The organism is Sulfitobacter sp. GN1-4 (assembly GCF_055693825.1).
Map to the genome: position 1 here is coordinate 3,133,447 of NZ_JBVFUQ010000003.1, position 12,509 is coordinate 3,145,955.

General features: G+C 59.4%; 14 protein-coding genes and 2 pseudogenes. 13 read left to right on the forward strand and 3 right to left on the reverse strand.

The features are described from left to right. Window positions 1-54: 54 nt before the first annotated feature. The gene (locus ACZ1HM_RS16020; RefSeq protein ID WP_472743661.1) at window positions 55-756 is read right to left on the reverse strand and encodes a M48 family metallopeptidase; all 702 of its coding nucleotides are present in this window, start codon (window positions 754-756) and stop codon (window positions 55-57) included. A 124-nt stretch (window positions 757-880) separates the two neighbouring features. On the opposite strand from ACZ1HM_RS16020, the gene ACZ1HM_RS16025 reads away from it, so the two are divergent. From ACZ1HM_RS16025 to ACZ1HM_RS16085, 13 genes and pseudogenes are all read left to right on the forward strand, one after another. After that, a complete protein-coding gene (locus tag ACZ1HM_RS16025) occupies window positions 881-1,120 on the forward strand; it encodes a hypothetical protein (protein WP_472743662.1) in 240 nt (79 codons plus the stop codon). A gap of 1 nt (window position 1,121) precedes the next feature. Beyond that, a pseudogene (locus ACZ1HM_RS16030) lies at window positions 1,122-1,995 on the forward strand (branched-chain amino acid aminotransferase). Between the two features lie 292 nt (window positions 1,996-2,287). Further along, window positions 2,288-2,746 (forward strand): universal stress protein, encoded by a 459-nt coding sequence (locus ACZ1HM_RS16035; protein ID WP_472743663.1) that lies wholly within the window; start codon window positions 2,288-2,290, stop codon window positions 2,744-2,746. Window positions 2,747-2,850: 104 nt separating this feature from the next. After that, the gene (locus ACZ1HM_RS16040; RefSeq protein WP_472743664.1) at window positions 2,851-3,411 is read left to right on the forward strand and encodes a NifU family protein; all 561 of its coding nucleotides are present in this window, start codon (window positions 2,851-2,853) and stop codon (window positions 3,409-3,411) included. Between the two features lie 121 nt (window positions 3,412-3,532). Continuing rightward, on the forward strand, window positions 3,533-3,823 hold the full coding sequence (locus ACZ1HM_RS16045; protein WP_472743665.1) for a DUF6958 family protein: 291 nt from the start codon (window positions 3,533-3,535) through the stop codon (window positions 3,821-3,823). Then, window positions 3,820-4,443 (forward strand): tRNA (adenosine(37)-N6)-threonylcarbamoyltransferase complex dimerization subunit type 1 TsaB, encoded by a 624-nt coding sequence (gene tsaB, locus ACZ1HM_RS16050; protein WP_472743666.1) that lies wholly within the window; start codon window positions 3,820-3,822, stop codon window positions 4,441-4,443. Before ACZ1HM_RS16045 ends, tsaB begins: the two co-directional genes overlap by 4 nt. Window positions 4,444-4,482: 39 nt before the next feature. Beyond that, window positions 4,483-4,914, forward strand: a complete 432-nt coding sequence (rimI, locus tag ACZ1HM_RS16055; protein WP_472743667.1) for a ribosomal protein S18-alanine N-acetyltransferase — start codon at window positions 4,483-4,485, stop codon at window positions 4,912-4,914. 132 nt (window positions 4,915-5,046) lie between these two features. Continuing rightward, window positions 5,047-6,051, forward strand: coding sequence for a BMP family lipoprotein (locus tag ACZ1HM_RS16060; protein ID WP_472743668.1), 1,005 nt, complete (start codon window positions 5,047-5,049; stop codon window positions 6,049-6,051). Beyond that, window positions 6,052-7,638 carry an ABC transporter ATP-binding protein gene (locus tag ACZ1HM_RS16065; protein WP_472743669.1) on the forward strand — a complete coding sequence of 529 codons (1,587 nt, stop codon included), beginning with the start codon at window positions 6,052-6,054 and terminating at the stop codon, window positions 7,636-7,638. It abuts the gene before it with no gap. Window positions 7,639-7,779: 141 nt separating this feature from the next. After that, window positions 7,780-8,889: an ABC transporter permease gene (locus ACZ1HM_RS16070; protein WP_472743670.1), complete on the forward strand. Its 1,110-nt coding sequence runs from the start codon at window positions 7,780-7,782 to the stop codon at window positions 8,887-8,889. Next, window positions 8,889-9,858 (forward strand): annotated as a pseudogene (locus tag ACZ1HM_RS16075) (ABC transporter permease). The gene ACZ1HM_RS16070 and the pseudogene ACZ1HM_RS16075 overlap by 1 nt, the downstream one beginning before the upstream one ends. Window positions 9,859-9,945: 87 nt before the next feature. Continuing rightward, window positions 9,946-10,860: a sulfite exporter TauE/SafE family protein gene (locus ACZ1HM_RS16080; protein WP_472743671.1), complete on the forward strand. Its 915-nt coding sequence runs from the start codon at window positions 9,946-9,948 to the stop codon at window positions 10,858-10,860. Further along, window positions 10,860-11,618, forward strand: a complete 759-nt coding sequence (locus ACZ1HM_RS16085) for a TIGR02186 family protein (RefSeq protein WP_472743672.1) — start codon at window positions 10,860-10,862, stop codon at window positions 11,616-11,618. The genes ACZ1HM_RS16080 and ACZ1HM_RS16085 overlap by 1 nt, the downstream gene beginning before the upstream one ends. Window positions 11,619-11,628: 10 nt before the next feature. Here the strand turns inward: ACZ1HM_RS16085 and ACZ1HM_RS16090 are convergent, their stop codons facing one another. Both ACZ1HM_RS16090 and ACZ1HM_RS16095 read right to left on the reverse strand, forming a co-directional pair. After that, window positions 11,629-11,973 carry a hypothetical protein gene (locus ACZ1HM_RS16090; protein WP_472743673.1) on the reverse strand — a complete coding sequence of 115 codons (345 nt, stop codon included), beginning with the start codon at window positions 11,971-11,973 and terminating at the stop codon, window positions 11,629-11,631. Further along, entirely contained in the window at window positions 11,973-12,419 is a 447-nt protein-coding gene (locus ACZ1HM_RS16095) for a hypothetical protein (RefSeq protein WP_472743674.1), read from the reverse strand. The genes ACZ1HM_RS16090 and ACZ1HM_RS16095 overlap by 1 nt, the downstream gene beginning before the upstream one ends. Between the last annotated feature and the right edge of the window lie 90 nt (window positions 12,420-12,509).

Genomic DNA, 12,509 nt, shown 5'->3' on the forward strand with positions numbered 1-12,509 from the left:
ATCAGAGGTTTCACGCCGGATCTGCGCTGCCTTTCATGTCAGGCGCATTGCGCTCTAAAGGCCAGCTGCCGTTCTGCGCACGGTGGCAATGCGCTCTGCGTTGGGCGGATGGGTGCCCAGGAACTTATCGCCAGGATCGGGGATGCGGTTAAAGAACTCCGCCCCCACCAGCGGGTCGTATCCGGCCCGGCTGGCAATCACCGTGCCCAGGGCGTCGGCTTCCAGTTCGAACTCTTTCGAATAGGTCCGCGCGCCCACCTGCGCCCCCAAACGCTGAGCGGTGCGCACCGCGTCACTGCCCCCACCTGACAATGTGGCAAGCCCTGCAAAGATCACCGCCCCTGCCACGGCATTTTGCTGTTGGCGGGGGATGTGACCCGCGATGTGGTGCGCCGCCTCATGGCCCAGCACAAAGGCCAGCTCATCCTCGTTACGCGCATCTTCGATCAACGCCAGCGTAAAGGCGACGATGGGGCGGCCGTTCTTATCCAGCGTCTGAAAAGCGTTGGGCGGCTGGTTAGGCCGGTCATCCACGACGATGTTGAAATCGCAATCCACCCCCTGCGTGCGCGCCCGGCACTCACGCTCGGCCACCGGCTCCACCAGGTTCACCACCCGCACAAAACTGCGCGCAGCTTCAGTCGCGCTGAGCGTGGGCCCCGCCGGTGCACTGGCCGGGGCCTGGCCCGCGGGGGCCACATCACAGGCGGCCAACCCCAGCGCGGCAAGGCTCACAATGATCGTTTTCTTCAACATCAGTAAGGTCCTCACAGGTAAAACCTAGACATATGATATCACGCCGCCCCCGCAGGACCAGCCAGTTCACGCAGGATTGTGCAAGCCCCTTGCAAACCTTTGCCGAAACGCTGACAGTTGGTCCATGTTTACCATCGAGCATGAATTTGACGCCTCTGTCATCACCCTTGTCGACGAAGGCTCTACCCCCCTGCGCGAAGACGTCACCGTGCATGCCTTCGACACCGAAATCACCTTTGAGCAATGGGACCCCCGCACCGACAGCGTGGCCAAAATCACCCTGTCCCCGGAACAGCTGCGCGATCTGACGGCGGCGCTGAACCTACCCGAAGGCATCTACCGCAGTGCGGCAAAAGAGGACTGATATGGCCACCGGCACGAACATCAAAACCTATTACGAAGGCCAATGGCACAACGCAGATCAGATGATCATGCGCGCCGCAGATCACGGATCCTGGCTGGGCACCACCGTTTTCGATGGCGCGCGGCTCTTTGATGGCCTGTCGCCTGACCTCGACAAGCATTGCGCGCGCATCAACCGCTCTGCCGAGGCGCTGATGATCACGCCCACGGTCGAAACGTCCCAGATGATTGAGATCATCCGCGAAGGGCTGGAAAGCTACGCAAAGGACCAGCCGGTTTATATCCGTCCGATGTATTGGGCTCTGGCAGGCGATGAACTGGGCATCGTGCCGCGCGAAGGGGCCACCGGCTTTGCCGTCAGCCTCGAAGAGATCCCGATGGCCCCACCAGAAGCGGCGACCACGCTGACCCGCACCCGCTTTCGCCGCCCCGTGTTAGAGGACAACGTGGTCAACGCCAAAGCGGGTTGTCTCTATCCCAACAACGCCCGGATGATGGTTGAAGCCAGTGCAAAAGGGGTTCGGCAATGCACTGGTGGCCGACGCCATGGGCAATGTGGCCGAAAGCGCCTCGGCCAATGTCTTTATGGTCAAAGACGGTGAGGTTTTTACCCCCATCCCCAACGGCACCTTCTTGGCGGGCATCACCCGTGAAAGGCATATGATCAACATGGCCGCAGAAGGGCTGAAAGTGCATGAATGCGTGCTGTCCTTTGATGATTTCCACGCCGCAGACGAAGTTTTCTTGTCCGGCAACATGATGAAAGTCACCCCCGTCGCCGCCTTTGATGACACCACCTATGAAATCGGGGCCAACGCAAACCCGGTCACACGGCGCGTGCGGGAAATGTATTGGGACTGGGCCGCAACCACCTGATCCTGCCCCTGCCAACTTTGGTTTCGGAGCCGCCGTTGCGCGGGTCCAGGCAGACAGGGGGACGGCCAATTGCCAAGATAAATTGCCGAGGGACCCGCTTGCGGGAGACGGCCATTTGTCTTGGGAATTGGCAGGCCGCCTGTCAGACAGGGCCAGTGCGACGGCGGGTTTGAAGCCAGCTTTGGTTTTGGTGAGCCAGCAGCGCCCCACGACATCACAACAGAAATCCACAGTTTGCGATTGCGCGGGTTCCGCGCAACCGTCATGATTGGCCCCCAAGGGAGAAACCAAAATGCGCAAGTTCCTCGTTGTCCTGGATGACAGCACCGAATGCCTGAATGCGATGCGCTTTGCAGCACTTAGGGCCAATCACACGGGCGGCGGGGTTGAGGTGCTGGCCGTCATTCCGCCGGAAGAATTCAACCATTGGATTGGTGTCGGCGACATCATGCGCGAAGAGGCGCGGGAACGCATTGAAGTGCATTTTGAGGTCTTCGCCAAATGGATGCGCGACAAACAAGGCGTCGATCCTGAATTGGTAATCCGCGAAGGCGTGCCGGAAAATGAGATCATCGCACAAATCTCAGACGATCCCGAAATTGGCGTGCTGGTGCTGGGTGCCTCATCGGATGCGAAGAAAGGGCCTGGGCCGCTGGTCACCAAATTGACCCGCAGTGCCGGAACGCTCTCTGTACCGATCACAGTGGTGCCGGGCGATCTGAGCAAAGAACGTCTGGACGCGATTACCTAAGCCGGGACGCTGGACGCGCGGGCGATTGCGCTTTAGAATGATTCCAAGACTTGTAGTTTGGCGGATGCGTTCTCATATCCTCCTCAGCAACCAAAGGACGGGCCATGTTCATTCAAACGGAATCCACACCAAACCCAGCAACGCTGAAATTCCTGCCCGGTCAGGCGGTTTTGGACATGGGAACCGCAGACTTCCCAACCCCAGATACCGCTGGCGGCTCGCCGCTTGCCACGCGGCTTTTTGCTGTTGAGGGCGTGACGGGCGTGTTTTTTGGCACTGACTTCGTTACCGTCACAAAAGCCGACGCCGTTGAATGGGATCACATCAAACCCGCCCTGCTGGGTGCGATCATGGAGCATTACCAGTCCGGTCAACCGGTCATGGGCGAAGAGCATCAAGCCACCTCAGGCCACGCAGAGCATACCGGCGAAGATGGTGAAATCGTGGGCCAAATCAAGGAACTGCTCGACAGCCGGGTGCGCCCTGCGGTGGCCCAGGATGGCGGCGACATCACCTTTCACGGCTTTGATCGCGGCGTGGTCTATCTGCACATGCAAGGGGCCTGCGCGGGATGCCCGTCCTCTACCCTGACCCTCAAAATGGGCATCGAAAACCTGCTGCGCCATTACATCCCTGAGGTCGTAGAAGTACGCCCCGTCGCCTGATCCGTAGCCCCTTGGGCAGCAAAATCACCCGATGCGCTTTGGCCCAGGCCGGTCGCCAGGCTTGAGGCGCGCGGGCATTTGCCACATGATGCCTAAGGGCCCGCAACACGCAGGATGTGGCATGGCAAAGGACATGATCGAAGTGCGCAACGTGAATCACCCCGATTATCGCGGGCAGGTTGATGCGGCGAAATACAACGCGATGAAAGCGGCCCTGTTAAAAGGGCTCGCAGGATCAGACGGGATGACCCAGTCCGACATGAAAGACGCCGCACTCCCCCACCTGCCCCAAAATCTGTTCCCTGAGGGCAAAACTGCGGGCTGGTGGTCCAAGACGGTGCAACTGGATCTTGAAGCGCGGGGCGAGATGGGTCGCACCCAGACCAAGCCGCTGAAATTCTTCCTCACATGATCCTTGGCTTTGACACCTCCGGCCCCCATTGCGCCGCCGCTGTTTTTGCAGATGGCGCAGTGCGCGCTGCTCAGGTCGAAGAGATGGCCAAAGGCCAGGCCGAACGCATCATGGGGCTGTGTGAAGAGGTTTTGGCCAAATCCGGCATCAGCTACGCCCAACTTGAAGCGATTGCAGTAGGGGTGGGGCCAGGCAATTTTACGGGCATCCGCATCTCTGTCTCGGCGGCCAGGGGCCTGGCGTTGGGCTTGGGCATCCCGGCGGTGCCGGTGTCGTCGTTCGATCTGGCCCGCACCCATGACCAAATAACCGCCTGCGCCCATGAGCTGGTCAGCGTCGCAGCCCCCCGTGGAGCCGCGTTCATTCAGACCTTTTCCCATGGTCGGCCCACCAGCGCGCCCGATATCATCGATCCCGCCGCCCCTCCGGCAAAGCTGAAACAGAGCGGTCTTGTGATCAGCGGCTTTGCTGCCGGTGATTTGGCCCGCGCGCTTGATGCAACGCCTGCGCGCGCCCAACCCCCGAACCTGGCCGCCCATCTTGTCCGCATCGCCGCCTGGAAAAGGGCTGAGGGCCATGACATGGACACCCCCCGCCCCGCTCTATGCCAAAGCGCCTGATGCTGCCCCGGGCCGCGACACGCCCCCTAAAATCCTGGCATGACGCCGCACACCATGACGCCACAGATCATGGCCCATCTGCACCAAGCAGCCTTCACCCAAGAGCGCCCCTGGACAGCGGATGAGTTTGCTGAGCTGTTACAAAGCCCTCATGTCACGGCCTTCAGCGCGGCACATGGTTTTGCGCTGGTCCGCACGGTCGCAGGAGAATCAGAGCTGCTGACCCTGGCGGTTGACCCCGCCCACCAACGCCAAGGGATCGCAAGACAGCTGCTCACAACCTGGCTTGCCAGCCTCACCCCGGCCTGTGACGCGGCGTTTCTGGAAGTGGCAAGCGATAACCACGCGGCAATTGCGCTCTACCATTCCATCGGGTTTGAGGAAGTAGGCTTGCGCAAAGCCTATTATACGCGCAAAAATGCAGCATCACCTGACGCAGTTCTGATGAGGATTGCAGTGGCCGCCGCGTAGAGGAACCGAATTGTACTTTTGGTCGAAATAGCTATTGACCGCCCCCCTGCCCTGGCCACTTACTTAGGTCTGATTAACCCTCAGGGTCCGGCACTGCCGCCCTGCAACAAACTGAAAACCTGGGAGACACGCATGACCCTTATGACAAAATTCTTGGGCGCAGCTGCCGCTGTTGCACTCAGCGCCGGTGCCGCATTGGCCGAACCTGCGCTGATTTTTGACCTTGGCGGCAAATTCGACAAATCGTTCAACGAAGCGGCTCACAACGGTGCGACACGCTGGGCCGAAGAGACCGGCAGCACGTACCGCGAAATTGAGCTGCAATCCGAAGCCCAGCGCGAACAGGCCCTGCGCCGCTTTGCCGAAGCGGGCAACAACCCGATCGTCACCATGGGTTTTGCGATGGCAACACCGGTTCAGTCTGTTGCGGCAGACTATCCTGACACCAAATTCGTCAACATTGACGGCTTCCTGCCTGAGATCCCCGCGAACGTGCGTATGATTTCGTTCCAGGAACACGAAGGCTCCTACCTTGTGGGCATGATGGCGGCGATGAAGTCCGAGACCGGCAAGGTCGGCTTTATCGGCGGCATGGACATCCCCCTGATCCGGCACTTTGGCTGCGGCTATGCCCAGGGGGCCAAGGCGGTGAACCCGGATGTAGAAGTGATTGCCAACATGACCGGCACAACGCCATCTGCCTGGAATGACCCCGTAAAGGGTTCTGAGCTGACCAAAGCGCAGATCAGCCAAGGTGCTGACGTTGTCTATGCCGCCGCGGGTGGCACAGGCGTGGGCGTTCTGCAAACAGCCGCTGATGAAGGCATCCTGTCCATCGGCGTGGACAGCAACCAGAACTACCTGCACCCCGGCAAGGTTCTGACATCCATGCTCAAGCGTGTGGACGTGGCCGTCTATAACTCCATGAAAGCGGGTACAGAGATCGAAACCGGCGTTGGCCAAGTCCTCGGCCTGGCCGAAGACGGTGTGGGCGTGGCGTTTGATGAAAACAACGCGCCACTTGTCAGCGATGACATGAAAGCAGCCGTTGAAGAGGCCCGCAGCAAAATCATCGCGGGCGACATCGAAGTGGTGGCTTATTACGCAAACGACAGCTGCCCAGCGCTGGACTTCTAAGTGAGCGATCAAACGACAACGGAGCGGCAGGCCACTGCCGCTCCTTCTCCTGCGCCTGCCATTGAACTGAAAGGCATCTCCAAGGCCTTCGGCCCGGTGCAGGCCAATAAAGACATATCCATCCGCGTCATGCCCGGCACGATCCACGGGATCATCGGCGAAAACGGCGCGGGCAAATCGACACTGATGTCGATCCTCTATGGCTTTTACAAAGCCGACAAAGGCGAGATCTGGATCAACGGCACCCGAACCGAGATCCCAGACAGCCAAGCCGCCATTGCCGCTGGCATTGGCATGGTGTTCCAGCACTTCAAACTGGTTGAGAATTTTACCGTCCTCGAAAACATCATCCTCGGGGCCGAAGACGGCTGGCAGCTGAACACCTCGCTTGCCAAAGCCCGCCGTTCTTTGATTGAGCTGGCCGATGATTACGGTCTGAACGTGGATCCCGATGCCCTGGTCCAGGACATCGGCGTCGGCATGCAACAAAGGGTGGAGATCCTCAAAGCGCTCTACCGCCAAGCCGATATCCTGATTCTGGATGAACCCACTGGCGTGCTGACCCCTGCTGAGGCCGATCAGCTCTTTCGCATCCTGGGGCGCCTGCGCTCTGAAGGCAAAACAATCATCCTGATCACCCACAAACTGCGCGAGATCATGGAAACCACCGACACCGTCAGCGTGATGCGCCGGGGCGAGATGACGGCGACCGTGAAAACGGCAGAAACCTCACCACCCGAGTTGGCTGAGCTAATGGTGGGCCGCAAGGTGCTGCTGCGCGTCGACAAAAAACCCGCCACACCCGGCGATGTCATTTTGGACGTCAAGGGCCTCAAAGTCATCGACGACAAAGGAGTTGAACGGCTGCGCGGCATTGACCTGAACGTGCGCGCTGGCGAAATCGTCGGCATCGCGGGCGTGGCAGGCAACGGCCAATCCGAACTTCTCGAATTGTTGGGCGGCTATGCCGATGGCACCGGGCAGGTCACCCTGAACGGCCAGCCTCTGGATCTGACGGGCCGATTGTCTGACGGCCAGTCGCGGCGCAACCGTGGCATCGCCCATGTGCCAGAAGACCGCCAGCGCGAAGGCCTGATCATGGATTACATGGCCTGGGAAAACACCGCCTTCGGCTATCACCATGACCCGGCCTACCGGTCGGGCCTGTTGCTGAACAACGCCGCCATCCGCGAAGACACCGCCGACAAGATGGGCCGTTTTGACGTCCGTCCGCCCAATCCCAAACTTGCGGCCAAGAATTTCTCAGGCGGCAACCAGCAAAAGATCGTTCTCGCGCGTGAGATTGAGCGCAACCCAGACCTGCTGCTGATCGGCCAGCCCACCCGCGGCGTGGACATCGGCGCAATTGAGTTCATCCACCAGCAAATCGTGGCCCTGCGCGATCAGGGCAAAGCGATCCTGCTGGTCTCTGTTGAGCTAGAGGAAATTCTGGCCCTCTCCGATCGGGTCGCCGTGATGTTTGACGGCCGGATCATGGGCGAACGCCAACCCGATCAAACCGACGAAAAAGAACTGGGGCTGCTGATGGCAGGCATCACCGACACCCCCTCCAGTGAGGAAGCGTAAGATGCGTCAACGGCACGGCAGGCTACGGGCTTCATCTTTCCACTACACCTCCACAGGGGTCCGGGGGTGTGAAACCCCCGGTCCAGACCTGTCAGCACACGCGGCGGCTTCGGGTTTGCACGCAACGCATGAGGCCGCGCCATGGATGTGATGCCCAAATGGGCCGAGGTCATCCTCGTGCCGCTCATTTCTCTGATCCTTGCCGCGATCATTTCGGCGCTGGTGATCCTCGCCATCGGCGAAGATCCGGTGGCGGCGGTCAACCTGATGGTCACCGGCGCGCTGGGGTCAACCTATGGCTGGGGCTATACGCTCTATTACGCCACAAACTTTATGTTCACCGGTTTGGCGGTCGCCATCGCCTTTCACGCACGGCTTTTTAACATTGGTGGCGAAGGTCAGGCGATGTTGGGGGGCCTCGGCGTGGCGTTGGCCTGTCTCTTTATCCCCTGGCCCCATTGGACAGTGGCGCTGGTTGGTGTGGCGGTGATTGCAGCACTCTTTGGCGCTGCCTGGGCCGCGATCCCCGCCTATCTGCAGGCCAAACGGGGCAGCCACATCGTGATCACAACGATCATGTTCAACTTTATCGCAGCGGCCCTGCTAAACTACGTGCTGGTCAACCAACTGCGCCCCGCAGGCAGCATGGATCCCTCAACAGCCCCCTTTCCAGAGGCAACCCATCTGCCAACCCTGCATGATCTTCTGGCCCCCTTCGGCATCGCCTTTTCCAAGGCGGCACCGGCCAATGTATCGCTACTGGTGGCCATGCTGGCCTGCGTCGGCCTTTGGGTGCTGATCTGGCGAACCCGTCTGGGGTATGAAATCCGCGCCTATGGCCATTCGGAATCAGCGGCCAAATATGCGGGCATTTCGCCTGTGAAAATCACCATGATCGCAATGATCATCTCTGGCGCGCTGGCGGGCATGATGGCCATCAACAACGTGATGGGTGAAGCTGAACGGCTGGTGCTGAACGCCACCGAGGGCGCAGGCTTTATCGGCATCGCCGTGGCTCTGATGGGCCGATCCCACCCCTTGGGTGTCTTCATCGCCGCACTGCTGTTTGGCTTTCTCTACCAAGGCGGCGCCGAGCTTGCGCTTTGGACGTCGATCCCACGTGAGCTCATCGTGGTCATTCAGGCCCTCGTGATCCTGTTCACCGGCGCGCTTGATAACATGGTCCGCATGCCGCTGGAGCGGATTTTCCTGGCCGCCCGGCGGCGCAAGCAAGCGGGGCCAGCTGAATAATGGACTACATGACGCTCATCCAACTGCTGGATCTCGACTGTACGTCTGGCAACACCGCTCCTACTGGCCTGCCTGGCCGGGCTTTTTAGTGAACGCGCGGGCATTTTCGACATTGGCCTGGAAGGCAAGATGCTGGCGGCGGCCTTTTTCTCTGCTGCGATTGCCGCGGTCAGCGGATCGGTCTGGGTGGGGCTGCTGGCGGGCATCGGGGCCTCCATGGCGCTCAGCGCACTGCATGGCGTCGCCTCCATCACCTTTCGCGGCAACCAGCTGATCTCCGGCGTGGCAATCAACTTTCTTGCGGCGGGCATGACAGTTCTGATCGCGCAAGACTGGTTCCAACAAGGCGGGCGCACACCCTCATTAGTGGGCGGCGCACGGTTTGAGGGCATTACCCTACCGGGGGCCGAGGCGATAGCCGATGTGCCCTTCATCGGCCCGTTGTACAGTGAGCTGATTTCAGGCCACTCGATCTTGGTCTATATGGCTTTGGCCGCCGTGCCGCTGACATGGTGGTTGCTCTACCGCACGCGCTTTGGTCTGCGCCTGCGTGCGGTCGGCGAAAACCCCGCTGCGGTGGACACCGCAGGGGTCTCTGTTGTGGGTCTGCGCTATGCGGCGGTGGCGATTTGCGGTGTGCTATGCGGGATTGCTGGGGCATACCTGTCCACCGCATTGCAGGCGGGCTTTGTAAAAGACATGTCGGCGGGGCGTGGCTTTATCGCGCTGGCTGCTTTGATATTTGCCAAATGGCGGCCCTGGTATGCGCTCTGGGCCACCTTGCTTTTTGGTCTCTTTGGCGCGTTGGAGACGCGGCCTGACGTGATTGAAGCCATCGTCGGCATGAAGATCCAAGGTCAGCTGCTGGGTGCGCTGCCTTATGTGATGACCGTGATCATCCTGGCAGGGTTTGTCGGCAAAGCCATCCCACCCCGCGCGGGCGGCGAGGCTTATGTCAAAGAAAGATAGGTCCAGATTTTAGGGCTAAATCGGTCCTAAATGCTGCAAAGCCGCATAGAGCGTTGATTTGGCCTTTCGGCCAAGATAAGGGAGGCCATGCAGATCTACCTCCCCATCGCTGAAGTTTCGGTTAATGCCTTTTTGCTTTTGGGCCTTGGCGGGCTTGTGGGCGTGCTTTCAGGCATGTTCGGCGTCGGCGGCGGCTTTCTTATGACGCCGCTTTTGTTCTTCATCGGCATCCCACCTGCTGTCGCTGTTGCAACCGAAGCAAACCAGATCGTTGCCTCCTCTTTTTCAGGGGTTTTGGCGCATTTTAAGAGAAAGACGGTGGATCTCCGAATGGGCACCGTGCTGCTCATAGGGGGGCTGATCGGGGCCGCCCTGGGCGTTGTGGTGTTCAACTATCTCAAAGCTTTGGGCCAGGTCGATTTGCTGGTGCGGCTTTGCTATGTGGTCTTTCTGGGCGTGATCGGCGGCCTGATGTTCATGGAATCGCTGCGGGCGATACGGAACACTAAAAAGGGTGCCGCCCCCAAGCGCAAAAAGCACAACTGGATCCACGGCCTGCCCTTCAAGATGCGCTTTCGGGTGTCGGGCCTTTATATTTCAGTGATCCCGCCGGTTCTGGTGGGCATCACGGTTGGCATCCTTGCGGCGATCATGGGTGTGGGCGGCGGCTTTATCATGGTGCCTGCGATGATCTACCTTTTGGGCATGCCTACCAAGGTTGTTGTTGGCACCTCTCTCTTCCAGATCATTTTCGTGACAGCCTTCACCACCATGTTGCACGCCACCACTAACTATACGGTGGACGTGGTTCTGGCGGTGCTGCTTTTGGTGGGCGGTGTGATCGGTGCCCAGGTGGGCACACGGATCGGGGTCAAGATGAAGGCAGAGCAATTGCGCATCCTGCTGGCAATCATGGTACTTGCCGTCTGCGGCAAGCTGGCGCTTGATCTGCTGTTGCAACCGGCTGAGCTTTATTCGCTTGGTGCGGCGGGGGGTCACTGATGCGCGCGCTGGCCTTTGTTCTGACAGCATTGCTTGCCCTGCCTGCCCTGGCCGAAGACATCGTGCTGGGCATGTCCAGCGATCAGGTGTCAATTGATACCAGCTTTGACGGATCTGAGATCCTGATTTTTGGCGCGGTCAAAAGGGAACAGGAAATCCCCGATGACCCCCGCTTGCAGGTGATTGTCACCGTGGCGGGCCCGTCAGAGCCTGTGATGGTGCGGCGCAAAGAAAAACGCTTTGGCATCTGGGTGAACACCGATGCGGTTGAAGTTGATGCCGCCCCAAGTTTTTATGCGGTATCCAGCAGCACCGTCCTTGGGCTGGCCCTTACTGAGACCGAAGATCAGCGGCATGAGATTTCAATACCGCAGGCCATCCGCTCCATCGGCGCGCCGATGAACATCAGCGACAGCGAAAGCTTTACTGAGGCGCTGATCCGCATCAAGAAAGATGCCGGTCAGTACCAGTTGAACGAAGGCACCGTCAGCGTTGACGAACAAACTCTGTTTCGCACCGCGATTGAGCTGCCTGCCGCATTGACCGAAGGTGACTATGACACCCGCATTTTCCTCACACGCGGGGGGGAAGTGGTATCCATGTATGAAACCAGCATCTACGTCCGCAAAGTGGGACTGGAGCGCTGGTTGTTCACACTGTCGCGTGAAAATGCCTTCCTTTACGGCTTGATGTCCCTGGCCATCGCAATCGCTGCGGGCTGGAGCGCCTCTGCCGTGTTCAGCGCCTTCCGCCGCTAAGCCTGCGCGCTTACGCGTCCGGCGCGTGCACCCCAAGCAATACGCTTTTCACGTCCCCTCCGCTCTGCGCGATCAAATATATCAGGTAGGGCGCGAAAAACAGCATACCCAGTGCCGGCATGGCAATACCAAGGGTGGTGCTGGCACGCGAGAACCCGCCCCGCCAGGCCATCCAGACCCCTGACAGGATCAGATAGCAGGCAAAGTCCACATTGAACTGCCCTTGCCAACTCAGCGCAAAGATTGGGCTGAGGAAAGGTGTCACCAGGTTGATCCCTTCGGTCACAACGGCGGCAAGTGTCATTAAAAAAATCACCGCTGTCAGGCCGATGAGTAGGACGCGAAACTGTGACATCAGCAGTCTCCTTTTTGCGCTGTTTCAGGTGTGGCAGGCCACCACATTGGGCCAATCGCAAAAAGCAGGAACAACACATTCCAAAGTGCGTTTGGCCAATGACCTGATGCGATGGAGCCGAAACTATCGAACGTGAACCAGCACAAGCCGCTGATCATCAGGGTCCGGCGGACAGCCTCTGGTGCAGCGTCATATACCCAAAGGGAAAGGCACCAAACCATCACGCCCCACCCAACCAAAAATCCGCCCGTCAGAGCAGACAGAAACCACATCTCTGGCGCTTGATATGAGGGAAACCCATCAATTGGCCAGGTCAGCACATCAAGGCCCCAGCGCGCGGGTTCGTTGAACATGGGCATGGTCCCAAGTGTCAGGATCGGGCCAAAGCCGCCAATGACAAGCGCTGAGATCTTCAGCCAGAACTTATGTGTTGCATGTGTCGACATCTTATTCTCCAAGCCCAATGCCAGCGGCTTAGCCCGAGGTCTGTCATGCAATCAATTACCTCAGAGGTAAGTGAAACACTGCCCATTTCA

What these genes read in the sequence shown, in the direction of transcription:
- ACZ1HM_RS16020 (WP_472743661.1), bottom strand. Translation starts at nt 756, where the DNA reads ATGTTGAAGAAAACGATCATTGTGAGCCTTGCCGCGCTGGGGTTGGCC.
- ACZ1HM_RS16025 (WP_472743662.1), top strand. Translation starts at nt 881, where the DNA reads ATGTTTACCATCGAGCATGAATTTGACGCCTCTGTCATCACCCTTGTC.
- ACZ1HM_RS16035 (WP_472743663.1), top strand. Translation starts at nt 2,288, where the DNA reads ATGCGCAAGTTCCTCGTTGTCCTGGATGACAGCACCGAATGCCTGAAT.
- ACZ1HM_RS16040 (WP_472743664.1), top strand. Translation starts at nt 2,851, where the DNA reads ATGTTCATTCAAACGGAATCCACACCAAACCCAGCAACGCTGAAATTC.
- ACZ1HM_RS16045 (WP_472743665.1), top strand. Translation starts at nt 3,533, where the DNA reads ATGGCAAAGGACATGATCGAAGTGCGCAACGTGAATCACCCCGATTAT.
- tsaB (WP_472743666.1), top strand. Translation starts at nt 3,820, where the DNA reads ATGATCCTTGGCTTTGACACCTCCGGCCCCCATTGCGCCGCCGCTGTT.
- rimI (WP_472743667.1), top strand. Translation starts at nt 4,483, where the DNA reads ATGACGCCGCACACCATGACGCCACAGATCATGGCCCATCTGCACCAA.
- ACZ1HM_RS16060 (WP_472743668.1), top strand. Translation starts at nt 5,047, where the DNA reads ATGACCCTTATGACAAAATTCTTGGGCGCAGCTGCCGCTGTTGCACTC.
- ACZ1HM_RS16070 (WP_472743670.1), top strand. Translation starts at nt 7,780, where the DNA reads ATGGATGTGATGCCCAAATGGGCCGAGGTCATCCTCGTGCCGCTCATT.
- ACZ1HM_RS16080 (WP_472743671.1), top strand. Translation starts at nt 9,946, where the DNA reads ATGCAGATCTACCTCCCCATCGCTGAAGTTTCGGTTAATGCCTTTTTG.
- ACZ1HM_RS16085 (WP_472743672.1), top strand. Translation starts at nt 10,860, where the DNA reads ATGCGCGCGCTGGCCTTTGTTCTGACAGCATTGCTTGCCCTGCCTGCC.
- ACZ1HM_RS16090 (WP_472743673.1), bottom strand. Translation starts at nt 11,973, where the DNA reads ATGTCACAGTTTCGCGTCCTACTCATCGGCCTGACAGCGGTGATTTTT.
- ACZ1HM_RS16095 (WP_472743674.1), bottom strand. Translation starts at nt 12,419, where the DNA reads ATGTCGACACATGCAACACATAAGTTCTGGCTGAAGATCTCAGCGCTT.